The sequence below is a fragment of the Nocardia sp. NPDC052001 genome (assembly GCF_040680615.1).
Taxonomy (GTDB): Bacteria; Actinomycetota; Actinomycetes; order Mycobacteriales; family Mycobacteriaceae; genus Nocardia.
The window spans coordinates 1036116-1055369 of record NZ_JBFAXC010000002.1; the positions used below are offsets into that span (position 1 = coordinate 1036116).

The 19254-nt window shown below is 65.9% G+C and carries 21 protein-coding genes; 9 read left to right on the top strand and 12 right to left on the bottom strand.

Annotated elements, in window-relative coordinates; all coding sequences use genetic code 11:
• Nucleotides 1-11: 11 nt before the first annotated feature.
• Both AB0L82_RS13125 and AB0L82_RS13130 read right to left on the bottom strand, forming a co-directional pair.
• The gene (locus AB0L82_RS13125; RefSeq protein ID WP_364634662.1) at nt 12-512 is read right to left on the bottom strand and encodes an anthrone oxygenase family protein; all 501 of its coding nucleotides are present in this window, start codon (nt 510-512) and stop codon (nt 12-14) included.
• Nucleotides 509-1345, bottom strand: a complete 837-nt coding sequence (locus AB0L82_RS13130; protein WP_364634664.1) for an NmrA family transcriptional regulator — start codon at nt 1343-1345, stop codon at nt 509-511. The genes AB0L82_RS13125 and AB0L82_RS13130 overlap by 4 nt, the downstream gene beginning before the upstream one ends.
• A 122-nt stretch (nt 1346-1467) precedes the next feature.
• Between AB0L82_RS13130 and AB0L82_RS13135 the strand changes: the two genes are divergently transcribed.
• The gene (locus AB0L82_RS13135) at nt 1468-2364 is read left to right on the top strand and encodes a LysR substrate-binding domain-containing protein (protein WP_364634666.1); all 897 of its coding nucleotides are present in this window, start codon (nt 1468-1470) and stop codon (nt 2362-2364) included.
• Nucleotides 2365-2465: 101 nt separating this feature from the next.
• Here AB0L82_RS13135 and AB0L82_RS13140 read toward each other — a convergent pair whose 3' ends face one another.
• Nucleotides 2466-3248: an SAM-dependent methyltransferase gene (locus AB0L82_RS13140; RefSeq protein ID WP_364634669.1), complete on the bottom strand. Its 783-nt coding sequence runs from the start codon at nt 3246-3248 to the stop codon at nt 2466-2468.
• Nucleotides 3249-3493: 245 nt separating this feature from the next.
• Nucleotides 3494-4402, bottom strand: a complete 909-nt coding sequence (locus AB0L82_RS13145; protein ID WP_364634672.1) for a hypothetical protein — start codon at nt 4400-4402, stop codon at nt 3494-3496.
• Nucleotides 4403-4962: 560 nt separating this feature from the next.
• Between AB0L82_RS13145 and AB0L82_RS13150 the strand changes: the two genes are divergently transcribed.
• Nucleotides 4963-6339 (top strand): MFS transporter, encoded by a 1377-nt coding sequence (locus AB0L82_RS13150; protein ID WP_364634675.1) that lies wholly within the window; start codon nt 4963-4965, stop codon nt 6337-6339.
• Here AB0L82_RS13150 and AB0L82_RS13155 read toward each other — a convergent pair.
• Both AB0L82_RS13155 and AB0L82_RS13160 read right to left on the bottom strand, forming a co-directional pair.
• Entirely contained in the window at nt 6306-6743 is a 438-nt protein-coding gene (locus AB0L82_RS13155) for a hypothetical protein (protein ID WP_364634677.1), read from the bottom strand. The genes AB0L82_RS13150 and AB0L82_RS13155 overlap by 34 nt on opposite strands.
• A 22-nt stretch (nt 6744-6765) precedes the next feature.
• Nucleotides 6766-7746, bottom strand: a complete 981-nt coding sequence (locus AB0L82_RS13160; protein ID WP_364634680.1) for a DUF1353 domain-containing protein — start codon at nt 7744-7746, stop codon at nt 6766-6768.
• A 126-nt stretch (nt 7747-7872) separates the two neighbouring features.
• Here AB0L82_RS13160 and AB0L82_RS13165 point away from each other — a divergent pair, with 126 nt between their 5' ends.
• A complete protein-coding gene (locus tag AB0L82_RS13165) occupies nt 7873-9615 on the top strand; it encodes an amidohydrolase family protein (protein WP_364634683.1) in 1743 nt (580 codons plus the stop codon).
• A complete protein-coding gene (locus AB0L82_RS13170; RefSeq protein WP_364634686.1) occupies nt 9612-10232 on the top strand; it encodes a TetR/AcrR family transcriptional regulator in 621 nt (206 codons plus the stop codon). Before AB0L82_RS13165 ends, AB0L82_RS13170 begins: the two co-directional genes overlap by 4 nt.
• Here the strand turns inward: AB0L82_RS13170 and AB0L82_RS13175 are convergent.
• Nucleotides 10145-10546 (bottom strand): hypothetical protein, encoded by a 402-nt coding sequence (locus tag AB0L82_RS13175; RefSeq protein ID WP_364634689.1) that lies wholly within the window; start codon nt 10544-10546, stop codon nt 10145-10147. The genes AB0L82_RS13170 and AB0L82_RS13175 overlap by 88 nt on opposite strands.
• Nucleotides 10547-10776: 230 nt before the next feature.
• Between AB0L82_RS13175 and AB0L82_RS13180 the strand changes: the two genes are divergently transcribed.
• Nucleotides 10777-11121 (top strand): hypothetical protein, encoded by a 345-nt coding sequence (locus AB0L82_RS13180; protein WP_364634691.1) that lies wholly within the window; start codon nt 10777-10779, stop codon nt 11119-11121.
• A 12-nt stretch (nt 11122-11133) separates the two neighbouring features.
• Here the strand turns inward: AB0L82_RS13180 and AB0L82_RS13185 are convergent, their stop codons facing one another.
• The 4 genes from AB0L82_RS13185 to AB0L82_RS13200 all read right to left on the bottom strand — a co-directional run bounded on the left by AB0L82_RS13185 (nt 11134) and on the right by AB0L82_RS13200 (nt 15378).
• Complete coding sequence (locus AB0L82_RS13185; protein WP_364634694.1) at nt 11134-12363, bottom strand: serine hydrolase; 1230 nt, start codon at nt 12361-12363, stop codon at nt 11134-11136.
• 64 nt (nt 12364-12427) lie between these two features.
• Nucleotides 12428-12880 (bottom strand): hypothetical protein, encoded by a 453-nt coding sequence (locus AB0L82_RS13190; protein WP_364634697.1) that lies wholly within the window; start codon nt 12878-12880, stop codon nt 12428-12430.
• Between the two features lie 65 nt (nt 12881-12945).
• Nucleotides 12946-14715 (bottom strand): SLC13 family permease, encoded by a 1770-nt coding sequence (locus AB0L82_RS13195; RefSeq protein WP_364634700.1) that lies wholly within the window; start codon nt 14713-14715, stop codon nt 12946-12948.
• A gap of 39 nt (nt 14716-14754) precedes the next feature.
• The gene (locus AB0L82_RS13200) at nt 14755-15378 is read right to left on the bottom strand and encodes a carbonic anhydrase (protein ID WP_364634702.1); all 624 of its coding nucleotides are present in this window, start codon (nt 15376-15378) and stop codon (nt 14755-14757) included.
• Nucleotides 15379-15546: 168 nt separating this feature from the next.
• On the opposite strand from AB0L82_RS13200, the gene dinB reads away from it, so the two are divergent.
• From dinB to AB0L82_RS13220, 4 genes are all read left to right on the top strand, one after another.
• Nucleotides 15547-16773, top strand: a complete 1227-nt coding sequence (gene dinB / locus AB0L82_RS13205) for a DNA polymerase IV (RefSeq protein WP_364636046.1) — start codon at nt 15547-15549, stop codon at nt 16771-16773.
• A gap of 74 nt (nt 16774-16847) precedes the next feature.
• The gene (locus tag AB0L82_RS13210) at nt 16848-17309 is read left to right on the top strand and encodes an SRPBCC family protein (protein WP_364634705.1); all 462 of its coding nucleotides are present in this window, start codon (nt 16848-16850) and stop codon (nt 17307-17309) included.
• Nucleotides 17306-17656, top strand: a complete 351-nt coding sequence (locus tag AB0L82_RS13215) for a metalloregulator ArsR/SmtB family transcription factor (protein WP_364634708.1) — start codon at nt 17306-17308, stop codon at nt 17654-17656. The genes AB0L82_RS13210 and AB0L82_RS13215 overlap by 4 nt, the downstream gene beginning before the upstream one ends.
• 87 nt (nt 17657-17743) lie before the next feature.
• Entirely contained in the window at nt 17744-18187 is a 444-nt protein-coding gene (locus AB0L82_RS13220) for an SRPBCC domain-containing protein (RefSeq protein ID WP_364634711.1), read from the top strand.
• Between the two features lie 19 nt (nt 18188-18206).
• Here the strand turns inward: AB0L82_RS13220 and AB0L82_RS13225 are convergent, their stop codons facing one another.
• Nucleotides 18207-19211: an alpha/beta hydrolase family protein gene (locus AB0L82_RS13225; protein WP_364634714.1), complete on the bottom strand. Its 1005-nt coding sequence runs from the start codon at nt 19209-19211 to the stop codon at nt 18207-18209.
• Between the last annotated feature and the right edge of the window lie 43 nt (nt 19212-19254).

Consider the following 19254-nt stretch of genomic DNA (forward strand, 5'->3'; position numbering starts at 1 on the left):
GGCGCACCGTTTCAGCGGGTCGCCCGCCCGGCGCGCAGGAGCGCCGCCGCGAAACATCCCAGCGCCGCCGTATTCACCAGTGCGCGAGCGATATTCCAGGCCACCCACGGTCCTTCGAACTTCTCCCGCACCGCGGCCGGATCGGCGATGGTCGCGGGATCGCCCGCCGCGGCCAGCTGATCATTGAGCGGCACATTCGCCCCCGCCGTGATCGCGAACATCACGACGTAGCAGGCGAACGCGGCGAGCGTCCAATACCGCACGGCGGGATCACCGGTGCGCCAATTGGTCACCACCGCAGCCAATCCCACCGCGAGCCCGCCCATGAACAGCGTCATGAACAGCGGATTCAGAATCGCCGCGTTGATGTTCTGCATGACCTCGATGAACGCCGCGTCACCGCTGCGCTTCAGGCCCGGCATCACCGCGTAGGCGAACCCCGCGAACAGGCCCGCCATCAGACCGGTGACTATCGCGGCGGTGACGAGGCTGATGGTGCGAATGGATCTCATCGCGGCGACTCGTCCCACACACCGGTGGCCGCGGCGGCGCGGGCGAAATCACCGAAATCGCGTGCGCCCCAGCCGAGAGCCTCCCGCACGCCGTCATCGATGCGAGCATTGCGACCGTCCAGCACCGTGGTGAACAGGTAGAGCAGGAACTCCACCAGATCCGCGGGCAAACCGTCGGCGGTCAGCGCGGCACCGTACTCGTCCGGGGTGACCTCCACGTAGTCGATGGAACGTCCGGTGGCGGCGGAGATTTCGGCCACCGCCTCGGCGAAGGTGAGCAGGCGCGGCCCCGTCACCTCGTAGATCTTGCCGCCGTGCCCGTCCTCGGTGAGCGCGGCGACCGCCACGTCGGCGATATCCTCGATATCGATGAATGGTTCGGGCACCGCGCCGACCGGCAGGATCAACTGCCCGTCCCGAATCCCCTGTGCGAATTGACCTTCGGTGAAGTTCTGCGCGAAGAAGCTGGAGCGCACCACCGTCAGTTCCGGGCCGGTCTCGGCCAGCAGTTTCTCGGCCTGCTGCGCCTCCTCCTCACCGCGACCCGAGAGCAGTACCAGCCGCTGCACTCCGGCCGTCGCCGCCATCTCACCGAACGCCCGCACCGCCTGCGGGGCCCCGGGCACCGCGAGATCGGGCTGGAAGCTCACGTACGCGGCCCGCACATCCAGTAGCGCAGGCGCCCAACTGGCCGGGTTCTCCCAGTCGAAAGGTGGTGTGGCGGTCCGTGATCCGATGCGGGTGGGCACACCGAGCTCCTGCAGCCGCTGCGCCACCCGGCGGCCGGTCTTCCCGGTGCCGCCGAGCACCAGAACGGACGACTTGTCATTCACGGCAATCCCTCTTCTCATTCGGTCATCTGCCACTGTCGAGAATCGGCGTGAAGATCATCGGGAACAACGACCTATCGGGGAACGGTTGTATTGCTCCACTCAACGATCGATATGGAGGGTCCGTGGAACGGTATGAGCTCGAGGCATTCCTCGCGGTAGCCGAGGAATTGCACTTCGGCCGGGCCGCGGAGCGCCTGCGCGTCACCACCGGCCGGATCAGCCAGACCATCAAGGGCCTCGAACGCCGTTTCGGCGCAGCGCTTTTCGAACGCACCAGCCGCAGGGTGGCGCTCACCCCGATCGGTCGCCAGCTGTACGACGACCTCACCCCGGGACTGCGCCAGGTGCGGCAGGCGCTGGATCGCGCGACGAATTCCGGTCGCGGCACCGACGGCATCATCGATGTCGGCTTCGTCGGCGCGGCGGCGGGACAGCTGATTCTGGAGACCACCAAGGTCTTTCGCGCCGAACATCCCGGTGCGGAGGTCCGGTTCCGCGAGGTCCAGATCACCGACGGGCTGGAGAGCTGGCGCAGTGAAGCCTATGACATGGTCTTGATCAGCCGGCCCATCGATGAACCGGATCTGGTGACCGGACCCACGCTGATCAGCGAACAGCGCATGCTCGCGATCCCGCGCGGCCACCACCTGGCCGCCGAATCCGAACTCTCCCAGGAGGATCTGGCCGAGGTGACGCTACTGCGGATGCCGGGCACCGTCCCCGACTCGGTGCTCGACGATCGCACCCCGAGTCACACTCCCACCGGCCGGCCGATCGAGCATGGGCCCGTGGTCCACACCTTTCAGGAGCTGTTGGCCCGCATCGGCGCGGGCGAAGGCGGGTTCGTCGTCGGGGCGCAGGTGACCCGCTTCTATCTGCGGCCCGATATCGTCTATCTCCCGTTGCGCGACGCGCCGCCCATCGAATGGGGTTTCGTCTGGCGGGTGTCCCGCGAAACCGAACGCGTTCGCGCGTTCAACGACGCCGCGCTGCGGGTGAGCAAGAACCGCGGACGCTGAGTGTTTGCGGCCGGCGCCGCGTCCGGTGACATACGAGCGCCCGGCCCGGTGAATTCACCGGGCCGGGCGCTGAAATGCTTTGTGGTAAGCCGGAATAGGCGTCAGGGCTTACGTGCGAGCCCGGAGACGACCATCTCTTCCCAATCGCTGAGCTGATGTTCACCCTTACCGGGTTCCGGACGCCACTGGGCGCACGGGACGATACCCGGTTCGAGAATGTCGAGATCGCCGTAGAAGGCGCGGATCTCGTCATCGGTGCGCCAGCGGCCACGGCCGAAGGCCTCCAGGATCTTGCGTTCGGTGGCCTGGGCCTCGCGGGTACGACCGGTGCGGAAGTGCGCGATGTAGACCTGGCTCCGAGACGGGACCTGATCGGTCCAGAACTTCACGACGCCCGCCGGATCTTCCTCGTCCTCCAGGAAGCTCAGCGTTGCCGCGTAAAGCACACCGACCGGCTGGTCGAAATCGATGAGCCGCTCGACCGCCGGATGTTCACGAATCCACGCGGCCTTGCCCACATCGCCCTCGACCACATCGATGCCCTCGTCGATGGCGAGCAGTGCGCGGCCATGGGCGACCACGAACGGATCGTTGTCCACGTAGACGACCCGGGCATCGGGATGCTGCCGGCGCGCGACCTCGTGGACATTCTCGGTGGCGGGCAAACCGCAACCCATATCGATGAATTGGCGAATGCCATCGGAGGCCATGCTGTGTACAGCGCGGAGGACGGCTTCGCGGTTGGTGATCGCGAGTTGTTCGGAACCGGCCAGATCACTCATGAAGTAGTCGCCGACGCTCTTGTCGACGCCGTAGTTGTCTCGTCCACCGAGTACGTAGCTGTACACACGCGCCACACTCGGCCGGGATTGCCGTGCTCGCATGGCGTTGATATTCAAGTGACACCCCTTTACCTTCCGTGCCCCGGCGGTCTCCGACACACGGTAGTCCTGACGGCCAGAACCGTTGATTGAAGATCATTCCAGATAGGGTCTGCGCCCGAGCGCTGTTTTCCCCCTGACGATACCGCCGCAGTGCCCCTCAAATCATCGGCATTGCTGCACGTTCCGATGTCATTTCACTTGTTGCGAACGGCGGTGCGTGCATCGATCCGTGACGAACCGGTCGGTCAGTCGCCAACCGTGCTCTTCTCGGCCACTGGGCGGCGTGTCGCGATCATTGCGTCCAATTGCTGTTCGGCGCGTTCGGCGCGGGCCGAGATCTGCTGGCGGGCATCGTCGAGAGCGGCGATGCGGGCGGCCGCCTCCTGGCGCGCCCGATCCAGTGTCGCCGCGGCTTCGGCGCGCAGGGCCGATATATCGTCGGCGGCGCGCTGCCGGGTGGCGGCGGCCTCGGCGCGGACGCGTTCCAGTTCCGCTCGCACCCTGGTCAATTCGTCCCGGGTCTCGGCGACCACCTGATTACGTTCGGCCGCAGCCTGTTCCGCGCGTTCGATGGCGCGGTCGGCATCGGCGGCCCGCTGGACGGCCAGATCCCGTTCGGCGGCGGCGGCGGTGATCTTCTGACCACACTCCCGTCGCACCTGCTCCACCTCGGCGGCGGCTTTCGATCGGGCCAGCTCGATCTCCTCGCTCGCCTGCTGACGCGCCCGCTCCACATCCTCGGCGGCCTCGCCCCGCACTGTGCGGATCTCCTGCTCCGCTTCGGTGCGCGCGGCGAACACATCATCGGCCGCCTGCTTGGTGATTCGCTCTACCTCGCGCAGTGCGTCATCGCGCGAACTCATCGCCTCGGCGATCCGGGCCTCGGCCTGCTCGGCGGCACTCGCCGCGTCCTCGGCCGCAGATTCCGCTGCCGCCCTGGACTCTTCGGCGTCCCGCCGCGCCTTCTCCGCCGCCACCGATGCCATCTCGGCCTCGGCTATCCGGCGCGCCGCATCCGCCTGCACGGCCTGGACCTGCGCCTCCGCAATGGAAGGGTCTGCCAGCGTGGACAATTCGGCGACCGCCCCCGAGAGCGTATTCCCCAGCTGATCAGCCAGCGCCCGGAACTGAATCAGCAACTCATCGGCCCGCATTCGAGCCACGGTCACCGGCCCCTGTTGTGTCACAGTGACGTTCGCGGCCGGTGCCTCGGCCTCCTCCTGTAACCGCCGCTGCCGTTCCCGCCAGGCCCTCCATCGCGTGTGATCCGGGTGCCCACAGTATTCCGACGGCCGCCCCGGCCCTCCGCCCTTGGTAATCGGCTTGCTGCATCCCGGGTAGTTACACACGCTCGACATGGCCAAATCGTAGCGTTGGTTCCGTCATTTCCAACGTAACAACACGAAACGAATCCTTTTGCGCCCCAAATAGAACCCAACCGTTCTGACCACCGATAAGTGAACGTTATCGGGTGTCAGGCTCTCCGATTCCCCCAATCTACCTGCGATTTCAATACGTTTAGTTTGGTAGCACCCAACGAAACGTAACTCCAACAGAACTCATCAAAAACTGTGCACCCTTCGAACATCGTTCGAACGCGGTTCATCGGTCAACGGAACGAGCCACTCCTCGTCCGATTCGGACGATGCCCGCACCGCCGGCAAGCGGTTGGCTGGAGGTCGATACGCCCCGCTCGAGGTGAGGGAGGATCGAGATGACGCCAGCTGCTCCGCGCGGGGTGCTGCTTCCGCTCGCGTTGGCGCAGTTCATCTGTAGCTTCGCGGGCTCGAATATGAACGTGATGATCAACGACATCAGCGTGGATCTGGGAACCACGGTGCAGGGTGTGCAGGTGGCGATCACGTTGTTTCTGCTGGTCATGGCCGCGCTGATGATTCCCGGGGGCAAACTCGCCGACCGGTACGGGCGTAAGCGCTGCTTCCTGGCGGGTCTGCTGGTGTACGGGGTCGGTGCGGTGGCGAGTGCGATCGCACCGGGGCTGGGCGTGCTGATACTGGGCAATTCGATACTCGAGGGCATCGGCACGGCGCTGCTGATTCCGCCGGTCTACATTCTGACGACGTTGCTGTTCACCGAGACCGTCGCGCGGGCAAAGGCATTCGGGGTCATCATGGCGATGGGCGGGGTCGGCGCGGCCGCCGGACCGCTGATCGGCGGGCTCATCACCACGGCGCTGACCTGGCGCGCGGCGTTTCTGTTCCAGGCTGTGGTCGTTCTATTGATCGCGCTATTGGGCAGGCGCATCGAGGATCCGTTGCCGCCGGATCCCAGCGCGCCCTTCGATATCAGCGGGGCAGTGCTCTCGGCCGCGGGCCTGATTCTGATCGTGTCGGGAATTCAAGCCGCTGACAACGATCTTCGGCTGATGGCGCTACTGCTCGGACTCGGTGCGGTGCTGTTGACCGCGTTCGTGCTCGGTATCCGCGCCAAGGAGCGCCGTGGTGTGGAGCCGCTGATCACGACCGCGATGTTCGCCTCGCGCACGGCCAATCTCGGTTTGATCACCCAACTGCTGCAGTGGTTGCTGCTCATCGGCACATCCTTCGTGGTCGCCACCTACCTGCAGGTCGTGCGCGGCTACAACGCCGTCCAGACCGGCGTCATCTTCACCGCGGCGACGGCGGGACTGCTCGTATCCTCGCTGGCCGCAGCACGACTGGCACGGAGGCGATCGCAGCGCACCCTAATCAGAACCGGATTCCTCACCAGCGTGCTCGGGCTCGGTGTACTCATCGCGCTGGCTGACCGTTCGCTGAATCCGTGGGCTTTCGCACCCGGACTTCTGCTGGTGGGCTTGGGTATCGGAGCCATGCTCACCCCATCGGTCACCGTCGTGCAATCCGCCTTCGGCGCGGACGATCAGGGTGAGATCTCCGGTCTGTCCCGCAGCGCCTCCAATCTCGGTTCGGCGCTCGGTACCGCGGTGGCGGGAACGATTCTCGTCGCCGATCTCACCGGGCACGCCTACGCCATGGCGACCATCGCGCTGGCCGGTATCGGACTCGCGGGCTTCATCGTCGCCTCACTGCTGCCCGATCAGGCGGGCGACACCAGCAGATCCACCCGGTAGGTGGTGGGCGGAATCTGCTGGTTGGTGTGGCGGCCTGGGCGGACGGCCTGTAGTTCGATGCGATAGCCGTTGGTCGACGCGCTGCTCTCGCGCGGATTGGGGTGCAGGCCGTAGCGGGTCTCCGTCGCGTCGACGGTCGCCGTCACGGTGACGGTGATATCGCCGGCCCAGGCACAGGTGACATCCTCGGGACAGCGGCTGTCGCCGGAGACATCGGTGAGGGTCACCACCAGACGACCGGTGTCGAGCCGGGCGGTATCGCCGATGGCCAGGGTGAAGGTGGTGCCGGAGGTGGCGGTCACGGTGGTCGGCGGTGCGGTGGTGAGCTCATCCGCACCGCACCCCGCCGTACTGAGCAGGGCGGTCGCCGCCATCCCCCACTGGGCAAAACGCAAGGCTCTCATGGCAATCCATCCTTGCAGCGAGTCACGCCAGGCACCACGAGGTTATGAATACGCAGGAGGCGGTCAGCACGAGAGTTATCGCCAGCGCCTTGGCGAGCCAGGGACGCCAGGTGTGCAGGGCTTCCACGGCGATGTACAGCCAGCCGACGAGGATGATCGGAATTACGGCCGGGATGACCAGGGCCACCAGCGGACCGATTATCCAGCCCGCGATGCGGAATCTGCCCCAGGTGAGCCCGAGGAGCAGCGGTATGACAATGGCTCCGGAAACGCCGCCGATCAGTTTGTGCAGTGGGCCGTCGCCCATCCAGGGCAGCCCGACACCCGGAATATCGAACAGATCCAGGGTGCCGAGGACACCGAGCAGCAGAATCAACAGCAGGGTGCCCCAGAGCGCGATTCGATAGTGCCACTTCTGGATTGGGGACCAGTCGACCTGACGACCCTCGTGCATGGTGGCGACCGTGACCGCGGACCAGACCAGCCACCGGCGGATCAGCCCGGTGCCGGTCTTGGCCATGGCATCACGAAAGATGCGATCGGCTTCATCGCGGTGGATTTCGCGTTCGGCGATGTAGCTGGCGGGTTCGCCTTTGGCGAGGACCAAGCCGTCGTGCAGGATCGCGGCGGGCAGGTGCGCGCCGGTTTTGGGTACCAGCCAGGTCAGGAACGGCGGGACCGAGGTCAGATCGGTGGTCCAGTGTTCGAGATCGGCGGGCACCTGGATGATGCCGACGCCGCCGGGAGCGTCGTCGACATAACCGATGCGGCGCAATAGGCGGAATTCCTCACGGCCGCTGGCGGTGTCGTAGAGGCGCGCCAATTCGATGGTGAGATCCGGGGTGGGTTCCGCTTGGGGAGCCGGAGGGGCGGGCGGTGGTGGCGGTGCGGGTTCGGAGTTGACCACCACAGCCTCGGGGGAAATCGCGTCGGCGGCGACTTCGGCGGGGGCTTTACCCGCGTCGTAGAAGGATCCGCCGTTCTGCTCAACGCTGAGCTTCATACCCTCAGGATGACAGGAACATGCAGTACAGACGGGGTGCGGCGGGGTGACGATTTGGCATATCGACCAAAAGACTTCGTACATATGCACATTGACTGTTAGTGACCGATCGGTTGCAATCATGGGGTGAGCTACGACACGATCATCAAAAGCGGCCGCTGGTTCGACGGCACCGGCGCGCCCTCCGCTATCCGCCATCTCGGACTGCGCGGTGATCGCGTCGTCGCGGTCTCGGCGCAACCGCTCGATGAAACCGGCTGCGATAACGTCATCGACGCCACGGGTAAATGGGTGACACCCGGCATGGTCGACATCCATACCCACTACGACGTCGAAGTGCTGAAGGCTCCGGCGCTCACCGAATCCGTGCGGCACGGGATCACGACCATCCTGCTCGGGTCCTGTTCGCTCTCGACCGTGCATGTGCGGCCCACCGATGCCGGTGACCTCTTCGGCCGCGTCGAGGCGATCCCGCGCCAGCACGTGATCGAGGCCGTCACCGGGCAGAACTGGGGGTCGGCGCGCGAGTACGTGGCCGCACTGGAGGAACTCCCCCTCGGCCCGAATATCGCAGCGATGCTGGGACATTCGGATATCCGCACCGCGCTGCTGGGCCTGGATCGAGCCACCCGCAAGAAGGTGCGCCCCACCGCCGCCGAACAATCGGCCATGGAGGCCGCCCTGCACGAGGCCCTCGATGCCGGATTCGTCGGCATGTCCGCGCAGCAGCTGCTCTTCGACAAGCTCGACGGCGATGTCTGCCGCTCCCGCACCCTGCCCTCGACCTATGCCCGGGCGAAGGAACGCCGTCGGCTCAATGCGATTCTGCGGCAACGGGATCGCATCCTGCAGGCGGGTCCGGACATCACCTCGCCGCGCAGTATCGCGGCCATGACCTTCAGCAGCGCGGGACTGTTCCGCCGCAAGCTCAAGACCACCCTGCTCTCGGCGGCGGACCTGAAAGCCAACCCGCTCCTGGTGTACATCATGGGTCCGCTCGCGCGGCTGGTGAATGCCCTGGGCGGTGATTTCCGCTGGCAGCATCTGCCGGTCCCGTTCGAGGTGTACGCCGACGGCATCGATCTGGTCATCTTCGAGGAATTCGGATCCGGCGCCGCCGCACTGCATCTGGCCGATCAGGTGCAGCGCAATGCCCTGCTCCAGGATGAGAGCTACCGCAGGCGTTTCCGCAAGGAGTACGACGCGAAGTTCGGTATGCGCGTGTGGCATCGCGACTTCTTCGATGCCGAAATCGTCGACTGCCCGGACGACTCCGTCATCGGCAAGACCTTCGGCCAGGTCGGGGTGAGCCGCGGCGGCCTGCATCCGGTCGACGCCTTCCTCGATCTGGTGGTCGAACACGGCACCAAACTGCGCTGGCGCACCACCATCTCCAATCACCGGCCCGAATTCCTCGACAAACTGAGCGCGAATCCCGGTGTGCAACTGGGCTTCTCCGATGCGGGCGCACACCTGCGCAATATGGCCTTCTACAACTTCGGCCTGCGCTTCCTGCGCCGGGTGCATCGCGCGGAGCAGGCGGGACGCCCATTCCTCACCCTGGAGCACGCGGTGCACCGCATGACCGGTGAGCTGGCCGACTGGTACGGCATCGACGCCGGACGCCTGCGCGAGGGCGACCGCGCGGACCTGGTCATCATTGATCCGGCCCACCTGGATGAGTCCCTGGACATATACGCCGAACAGGTGGTGCCCGAGTATGACAACCTGTCTCGCATGGTGAATCGCAATGACGCCGCGGTATCGGCCGTCTTCATCGGCGGCGAATTCGTCTTCGGCGACGGTGTTTCCGCACCCGTGCTCGGCACCCGCCGCACCGGCCGCTTCCTGCGGGCGGGAGGCCGATGACGGCCGTCACCGGTCGCCGCACACAAGCCGAACGCAGTGCCGCCACCCGGGCGGCACTGGTCGACGCCACCATCGAGACGATCGCCGAGATCGGCTATCACAATGCCTCGCTCGGCGAGATCAGCCGCCGCGCGGGCATTTCCAAGGGCGCGATCTTCCGGCACTTCGATTCCCGCACCGAACTGGTGGTGGCGGCCGCCGATGAGGTCAGTCACCGGCATATCGAGGCGGTGCAGATACTGCGTCGCACCGAGGCCACCGATCAGCCGATCGATTTGGCCGACATCATGCTCCGGGTGCGCGGTCAGATTCGCGATAAGACCAATACGGTCTGGTTCGAACTGCTGGTGGCCGCCCGCACCGAACCGGAATTGCGCGAACGCCTCGAACCCGTCGCCCGGGCCCTGCTCGACGCGGTGGAGGAGCTGGCCGTCGCCGCCCTCACCCCGATGGTCTCCCCCGAGACCGCGAAACTGCTCGCGACCTCGCTCATTCACATGTTCGACGGCGAGGCCATCTTCCGGTCCACCTATCCGCGCCCCGAACTGGAGGATTCGCGAATCGAGCGCCTGGTAGCGGTCTTCCCGCAGGTGCGCACCGATTCCGAGCTGGGGTGATTCGACCCAAGCCCCATGGTGAGCGGTAGCGATACCGCGGTCGGCACCTGTTTGGCGAGCACCGCGCCGAGCGGTGCGGCGACCAGCGCCGCGATGCTGATCGGCACCAGTCGCAGACCCATCTGGAGCAGTGTGAATCCCATGGTGTTGATCAGGAAGATGGCCAGATAGTTGGAGGCGGCCATGAGCGTGGCCATATGCGCGACCGCGATGATCGCGATACCGGCGAATCCCGGCTTGCGCAGCATGGAGACATCGAAAAGCGCATGGGGAGTGCGGAATTGCCACGCCATGAAGAGCGTCAGTAGCAGCACCGAACCGAGCCAATCCGTACGGCGATCGGACAGGGTGCGTCACCAACGCTAATGACGTCCCGAGCCGCAAAGACAGAATCGGGACAGCCGATTGCGCGTATCGGACATCGTTCGTGACGCGTTTCCGGGGAACCGCCTGCACCGCCCGGACCTCCGGCGGGATAGATTGCCCGGGAGCTCGCGGTACACCAGCAGTCAACCCATCGACCCTTCAGGGACGGAGTCCGGACGTGTCCGACGCAGCACCGATCAGCTGGGACCACCTCAAATCCCGGCAGCCCACCGACGCCGACCGCGCCGCGCTGCAAACAGAACTCGTCACCCGCGCCCGCGCCGTGCGCCAGGACGGCTGGGCCGACCACCGCACCGAATGGTCTCCGAGCGAGGTCGCCGGGGTCGCCTATTTACTCCAGGACACAGAGGTGCTGGAGGAACTCGGCGAACAGGAAGGCTCGGTGCTGACCGTGTTCGCGGGAAACCTCTACGGGTTCAACGGAGCTCGCAAGGATATCGAAGCCGGGTTGGTCGGCACCCAGGCGTGGTTCGACGCCGCCCGCGCGGCGCTGGGTTCCTGAACCGCCCCTCGTTCAGGTGTGGCGGGGCACCGCGTCGGAGATCCGGGCGACCAGCTGCCACGGCCGGGAGGTGTCCGCCGTGGCCTTACCGCTGGTGAGGATTGCCCCGGACAGGCCGCGGGCCGGATCGGACCAGCCGTACTGGGTGGTCAAACCGCTTCGGCCGAAATGGGATTCGGTGTGGCGGCCGAATTTGGAGCGGCGTCCGCCCAGTTCGTATCCGCCCACCGATACTCGGCCCGCCGCGCCGGGAATCCAGCGGGCGGGCTGGACGGCCTGCCGCACGGTTTCCGGGCGCATGATTCGAACGCCGTCCAGTTCACCTCCGCGCGTAAGGATTTCGTAGAACCTGGAGAGTTCATACGCGGTGGTGACCAGGTTGCCCGAGGGGAGTTCGGCGGTGAGGAAGGCTCGGGTATCGGCCTCGGGGTTGGGGCCGGTGAGACCACCGCCGAGGGCTCTCCCCGCCAGATGACGCCAGATCCGGGAGGGGCCGGGGCCCACCTTGACGCTCGGGACGACCGCATCCACATCGGCGGGATCGACGCCGAAGTTGTTCCAGCGGAAGCCCAATGGATCCAGGACCTGTTCGCGCAGATGGTCGCGCATGGGCTTGCCGGTGGCGCGGCGCACCAGCAGACGCTGGATCAAACCGCTGGTGAGCGCGTGATAGACGCGGAATCGGCCGGGCTTCCAACTGGGGACCAGATCGGCGAGACCCCGCACCGCCAGCTCTTCGTCGAGGACCATCGCGGTGCCGGAGTAGGGCGCGGAGATGAAGGGGACGCCTGCGGAATGCGAAAGCACATCGGCGATGGTGATGCGTTCCTTACCGTTGGCCGCGAACTCCGGAATGTACTGGCTGACCGGATCATTCAGCGCGAACGCGCCCTGTTCGATGAGCATGAACATGAGGGCGGCGGCGACGCCCTTGGCGGTGGAGAAGCCACAGAACGGCATATCGGGGGTGATGAGCTGTTTGGGTGTCTCGGCGGTGTCGGCGGGGCCATTGCCCCAGCCGTGCCCGATGGCCCGATTCAACAGGATCCTGCCGTCGCGGCGCAGACAGATCTGAATGGCCGGGGTGGTGCCCATGCGGTACCAGTCGCACACCGATTCCCAGATCGCCTCGACCGCGCGCGGGTCCACCCCGAGCGCCGCGGCATCGTCCTCCGGTCCGGTGGTGGTCACCGTCTCGAGTTCGGGGTCGATCGGCACCATCGCTATCGCACCTGTGCTCATCCGACCAGGATAGTGAGGACCATTCGGTAGTTTCTGTGACGCGTCTGGCCGGAGTGTGGCAGCGCTAATCGGAACTGCTGCTCGAACTGCTGGAACCCGAATCACTCGAACTGGAACCGGAATCGCTGGAACCGCTGCTGCCGCTGTCGTAGCTGGAGCCACCGCTGTCGTAGCTGGAGCCGTGACCGCCGTGGTCGTGGGACCAGCTGTGGCCGTGATGGCTCTGGTCCGAACCGCCGTGGTGACCGGAATCCCAGCCGCGATGGTGGTGACCGTGCTGCTGGTGGCCGTGGCCGTCCGAACCTCCCCAGGACGGATCGCCGGGCTGCCAGGGCGCGTTATTCGAGCTGTCATCGAAGAACGCGTGGGTCCAATGCTGACCGGAGTTCCGCCCCGGCCCCTGACCCGGAATCGGCAGTCGACGGGGTGAGCTGCGGGTGACGAGGACGATCACGATCACCACCGGCACGACGATCACGCACAAAACCGCCGGGATCAGTACGAGCAGAATCTCCATGCCCGGATTATCGATGCTGGAGGCGGGTTTCGTGCGCCGAGCCCGCGACGCTCAGAACGACCAGATCAGCGGCACGATACCGAGTGCGACCACGAGGTACAGCGCCAGTAGTCGCCGAAGCGATAGCCGCCCGGACCCAGGACCATCAGATTCGCCGGTGTGGCGATCGGGGTCAGCACGGCCGCCGCGGCCGCGATAGCCACGCACATGAGCACCGGGCGCAGGGAGATCCCGGCATCGGCGGCCGCGGATACCGCGACCGGGACGATGACCAGTGCGGTGGCGGTATTACTGATGAATTGCCCCAGCAGCGCGGTGATTACGAACAAACCGAGCAGCAGCAGGATGCCATTGCCGCCCGCCGCGGACACGACCGTATGCGCGACCTGATCCGCGGCGCCGGAATGCTGCATGGCGATCGAGAGCGGGAACATGCCGCCGATGAGAACGACCGTAGTCCAGGAGATACTGCGATACGCGCCACCGGGATCGAGGACGCGCAACACCACCATGGCGCAGGCCGCGAGCAGGACCGCCACCGCCGCCGGAACCACTCCGGTCGCCATCAACAGCACCATCACCGCGACGACCCCCAGCGCGCGCCACGCGCGCGGACCAGGCGGCACCAGTTGGCTGCGCAGCGCATCGGGCGACTCCACGCTGAGCACATCCGCGCGGCGATCGGCCTTGCGCGCCAACGCATCCCACGAACCGTGCAGCAGCAGGGTGTCCCCCGCCGCCATGCGAATGTTGCCCGATTCGCGGTCCCGCCCGTCCCGGCGCACACCGAGCACGACGACATCACCCACATCCGAGGACATGCCCGGGAACACCCGCTGCCCCACCAGTCGTGAGCGCGGGCTCACCACGACTTCGAGCAGGCCCGTCTCGGCATTGAGCAGCAGCGGAATCAGCTGATCATCGTCGGGTGCGGTGCGCCGCTCCAGATGCTGTTGCCGCGCAAAGCTGTTCACGGCATCCGGTGCGCCGCGCACGACGAGCAGGTCGCCGCGCTCGACGGGGTCTTGGCCGCGGGTCTGTTCGTCCGCCGTCAGCACGGTCACCGGGAACACCCCGGGCGGCTTGTGATCGATCAAGGTGTCAGCGGGCAGACCGACCAGCGGCGAGTCCCCGCGCACGCGCAAAAGCGCTGCGCCGCCGGTGAGTTGGTAGTCGTAGACCAGGGTCCGCGCGTGTTCGCTCAGATCGGCGGGCAGGGTTTCGGGATCGCGGTCGGGCAGCAGTCGTTCGAGGAGCAGGGCGAGCGCGATGGTCCCCGCGACGAGTGGAATACCGGCGACCGCGAAGTCGAAGAACCCGAACTTCGGCACGCCCGCGGCTTCGGCGGCCTCGTTCACGAGCACATTGACCGGTGTTCCGGTCAGCACCAACAGGGTTCCGGCGTGGGCGGCGTAGGCCAGCGGCACCAGGAACTTCGACGGTCGCGCACCGAGTGTGATGGCCAGCGACACCGTCACCGGCAGCAGCGCGGCCACCGCACCGTTCTGAGTCAGCAGTGCGGCCAGTGCGGCGGAGACCAGCATGGCCAGCACCAGCGCCCGGCGCTGCCGCCCACCCGAGAGCGCCACGATCCGGCGGCCCGCCCACCCGGTGATACCGCTGGCCTCGAGCGCACCGCTGACCACGAACATGGCGGCGATGAACACCACCACCGGATCACCGAATCCGGCGAACACCTGATCGGAATCGATGAGCCCGAGCGCGTAGACCAGTAGCGCCGAACCCAGGGCGACGATCTCCACCGGGAGCCGGTTCCACAGGAACAGGGCGATCACCACGCCCAGCACGATCAGGCACTGCGTCGCCTGGCTCACGGCCGCATCCCTTCCGTCGGCAGGGAATCTCTTTCGGTGTCAGGCGATTTCGCCGATATTGCCGATGACGCGGTGCAGATTGATGCGGCCGTCGGCGAGTTGGTAGGTGACGCAGGCGATGGCACATTCGCCCGCCGCGACGCGTTCGGAGATGATGATCGAGCGCTGCATGAGCACCCGTGCGGTCTCCACCACGTGCCTGGCTTCGAGATCGTCGACCTCTTCCAGGCCCTCGCGGCGGCCGATGAGGATGGAGGGCGTCACGCGTTCGACGACGCTGCGAATGAATCCGCCTGGGACATCGCCATTGTCGAGGGCGTCGATGGTGGCGCGCACCGCGCCGCAGCTGTCGTGTCCGAGCACCACGATGAGCGGGACATTGAGCACGTGCACGCCGTACTCGATGGATCCGAGCACCGAACTGTCGATGACGTGCCCGGCGGTGCGCACCACGAACATATCGCCGAGGCCCTGATCGAAGATGATCTCGGCCGCCACCCGGGAGTCACCGCAGCCGAACAGGATCGCGTGCGGCTGCTGTCCGCCGACGAGTTTGGCGCGGGCGGCAGCGCCCTGACTGGGGTGCTGGAGTGTGCCTTTGACGAAGCGCTCATTGCCTTCACGCAGCGACTTCCAGGCACCGATCGGATTGGAGTGCGGCATGCGCCCTAATCTTCCACAGTCGCCCCGGGCCAATGGCCGCAATTCAGTTACGTTCTAGCAAATCGGCACGTTGCGGAAGCGGTCCGCACGGCCCGATATTCGATGAGCGCGCATGGTCGCCACCGGAATGATCAATGTGGGCGCTACACTCTTGGCGCTATGGAACATATGTTCGAGTCGAATGCGGACGCACGCCCGGGGAATCGCCCCGAACGGGCGGCGATTCTGCACGCCGACCTGGACTCCTTCTACGCCTCGGTGGAACAGCGCGATGATCCGCGACTGCGCGGGAAACCGGTGCTCGTGGGGTCGGGGGTGGTGCTGGCGGCGAGCTATGAGGCCAAGGCGTTCGGCGTTCGGACGCCGATGAACTCACGACAGGCGCTGCGATTATGCCCGCATGCGATCGTGGTGCCGCCGCGCATGTCGGCCTACGCGCAGGCGAGCAAGCTGGTGTTCGAGATCTTTCGGGATACCACGCCCGAGGTGGAGGGCATCTCTATCGATGAGGCGTTCCTGGATGTGAGTGGGCTGTGGCGGATCGCCGGGACTCCGGTGGAGATCGCGCGGGGTTTGCGGGAGCGTGTTCGGCGCGAGGTGGGGCTGCCGATTTCGGTGGGGGTGGCGCGCACCAAGTTTCTGGCGAAAGTCGCCAGCGCCGTTTCCAAACCCGATGGGCTGCTCGAGGTTCCGCCGGATGGGGAGCTGGAATTCCTGCATCCGCTACCGGTGGAACGGCTCTGGGGTGTGGGCGAGGTGACCGCACGAGAGCTGCGTGAGCGCGGAATCACCCGGGTCGGGCAGTTGGCCGAAATGGGCGAGGGGCCGCTGGCCGGGGTGCTCGGATCGGCGGCCGGACGGCATCTGCACGCACTGTCGTGGGCGCGCGATCCCCGGCGGGTCGAGACCGGACGCAGGCGGCGATCGATCGGCGCGCAGCGCGCGCTGGGCCGTCGCACCCGCACCGATGATGAGATCGAGGCGTATCTGTTCGGCCTGGCCGATCGGCTGGGGCACCGGCTGCGCAAGGCGCGTCGGGTGTGCCGAACCGTGGTGCTGCGCTTGCGATTCGACGATTTCGGCCGTGCCACGCGATCGCATACGCTGGCCGAGGCCACCGATAATGGCGAGGTCATTCTGCATGCGGCGCGCACGTTGCTGGCCGCAGCGCTGCCCATGATTCACGAGCGCGGGCTGACGCTGGTCGGTCTGGCGCTGACCAATCTCGATGACGCGGACACCATGCAGTTGTCGCTGCCGCTGGAGCATCGCGCGGAATCGACCCTCGATTCGACGCTGGACGAGCTCCGCAATCGATTCGGCGCGGGCACGGTCACGCGCGCCGCCCTGCTGGGTCGTGGAGAGGGGCTGTCGGTTCCGATTCTGCCGGATTGAGCAACCGATGGTTGCGTGTTCGTCGATCTAGGACTACCGTCATACGCAACCAAACGTTGCACATGGAGGCCGGTATGACGAGTCTGGAATTCGGAAGCATTGAACGGGAGATTCACGTCGACGCCCCGCCCGAGGTGGTGTTCGAGGTGGTCAGCAGTCCGGAGCACATTTCGGAGTGGTGGACCGACGATGCCTCCTACGAGGTGAAACAGGGCGCGGTCGGCGAATTCGTCTGGGGTGATCGGGTCGATGTGCTGGCGATGACGGTGGTCACCGTGGAGCCGCCTCGCCTGTTCGCGTTCCGGTGGTGCTATCCGGACAACGAGGTTGACGATGCGGTGAATTCGATGCTGGTGACCTTCGAACTGACGCCCACCGATACCGGCACCACCATCCGCATGGTCGAGACCGGATTCCGCGAAATGGGCTGGGAGGTGGCCAAGTTGGAGGCGCAGTACAACGATCACGTCTCCGGTTGGGACACCTATATTCCGCGCCTGGGCGAATACATCGGGAAGCTGGTGTCCGCGCTATGACCACCGTGGTCGACGACGACCTGTGGTCGGCCATCGGCGATCCGACCCGTCGGCGCATGCTCGACCTTTTGCTGGCCGACGGTGACAGCACGGCCACCAGCCTCAGTGAACGACTACCCGTCACCCGGCAGGCCATCGCCAAACATCTCGGCGTACTCGACCGCGTCGGGCTGGTGCACGGCACGCCCGCCGGGCGCGAACGCCGCTATCGCGTCGATGAGGCCCAATTGGCCCGCGCCGTAGCGCAATTGGCCCAGGTCGGGTCGGAATGGGACGCCAGGCTGCGCCGGATCAAACGGCTTGCCGAGGCGATTCAACGTGCCAAGGAAAAGCACGACGCGCAGTAGCGACAAGCACAGCGCGACAGAACAGATCGCGGCGGAATGGCCGCGCGACCAAGCACAGCATCATCAAGCACAGAAGGAAGATCGAAAATGGTGGACATCCTGCACCAGGTGGGAATCAAATCGCCCAAGGCTGAGGTCTATTCGGCGCTGACCAGCGTGGAGGGCCTATCCGGCTGGTGGGCCAGCAATACCTCCGGCAAGGGCAATGACGTCGGCGGCGTGCTCCAATTCCGTTTCGGCCCCGGCGGAATCGATATGAAGGTCGTCGATCTCGTCTCGGACAAGCGGGTGCTCTGGGAGGTCGTCGACGGTCCGGAGGAGTGGATCGGCACCCATGTCGAGTTCGAGCTCGAACAGGCCGACGAGTACGCCAATGTGATGTTCCGGCATCTGGGCTGGAAGGAGCCCGTACCGTTCATGCACCATTGCAGCACGAAGTGGGCGGTATTCCTGGTCAGTCTGAAGCAGCTGGTCGAAACGGGTACGGGCGCACCGGATCCGCGCGATATCAAGATCGACAGCTGGAACTGATCCGCCCGGTCCCCCGCGGCTAGTTGCCGGTGGTCAGCGATCGTTCGATACCCGGCCAGGCTTGATGCAGCGCGTCCTGCCAGTACGGCCACGAATGCTGACCGCCGGGGACATAGGTGTAGGTCGCGGGTATGCCCAGTTGTGTTGTGCGCTTCTCCAATTCGTGCGTACAGGTGTCGACGACCGATTCGAGCGCTCCACCGCCGGCGGCGGTATGTGCGCGCCCGGTGGGGTCGGCCGCTCCGCCGTCACCTGCGGAGATGTGCAGATCGATCCCGCGCAACTTCTCCAGGTTCTCCGGGGTGGACGGATCGTTGGCGACCCAGCCCGGCGCTCCGTCCACGCCCCACATATTCCACGGGTTGCCGCCGCCGGAGAGCACCACCGCCTGCACATACCGTCGGCCCGGATCGGTGCTGGTTTCGGCGCAGCCGCTGAACGAGCCGACGCTGCGGTACAGCTCGGGCGCGGATTCGGCCAGGGAAAGCGCGGCGGTGCCCGACATCGACACTCCCACAATGGCATTGCGGCCGGATCCATTCAGTTCCGCATCTAGCAACGGCGGCAATTCTCGCGTCAGGAAGGTGGTCCATTTATTGCGACCCAGGTTCGGATCGTCGGCGATCCAATCGGTGTAGTAGGTGTAGCGGCCGTCCAGGACCGTCACGGTGTTGACGTTCTTATCGGCCATGAAGTCGGCCAGATCGGTATTGGTCTCCCAGGAGGATTCGACGCCACTCGCGTCGACACCGTCTTCCGCGCCATTGAGCAGATAGAGCGTCGGTTGCGGGCGACTGGAATCGGCGGCCCGGATGATGCGCAAGCCGATCACCCGGTTCATGGCGGCCGAGTACACGTAGATGGTTTCGCGCCGCTCATCGGTGCGCACCACATGATCGATATGCGAGCCATCCCCCGCTTCGGCCGGTGCGGCCGCCCCGGCGGGCGCCGCCACCAATGCCGCCGATGCGGCGCATACCGAAACCACGACCCATCTACCGATCTTGCGACGCTGCACACTCATCCGATCACCTGACGTCCACTGCCGAATCACTGGGCCAACGCCC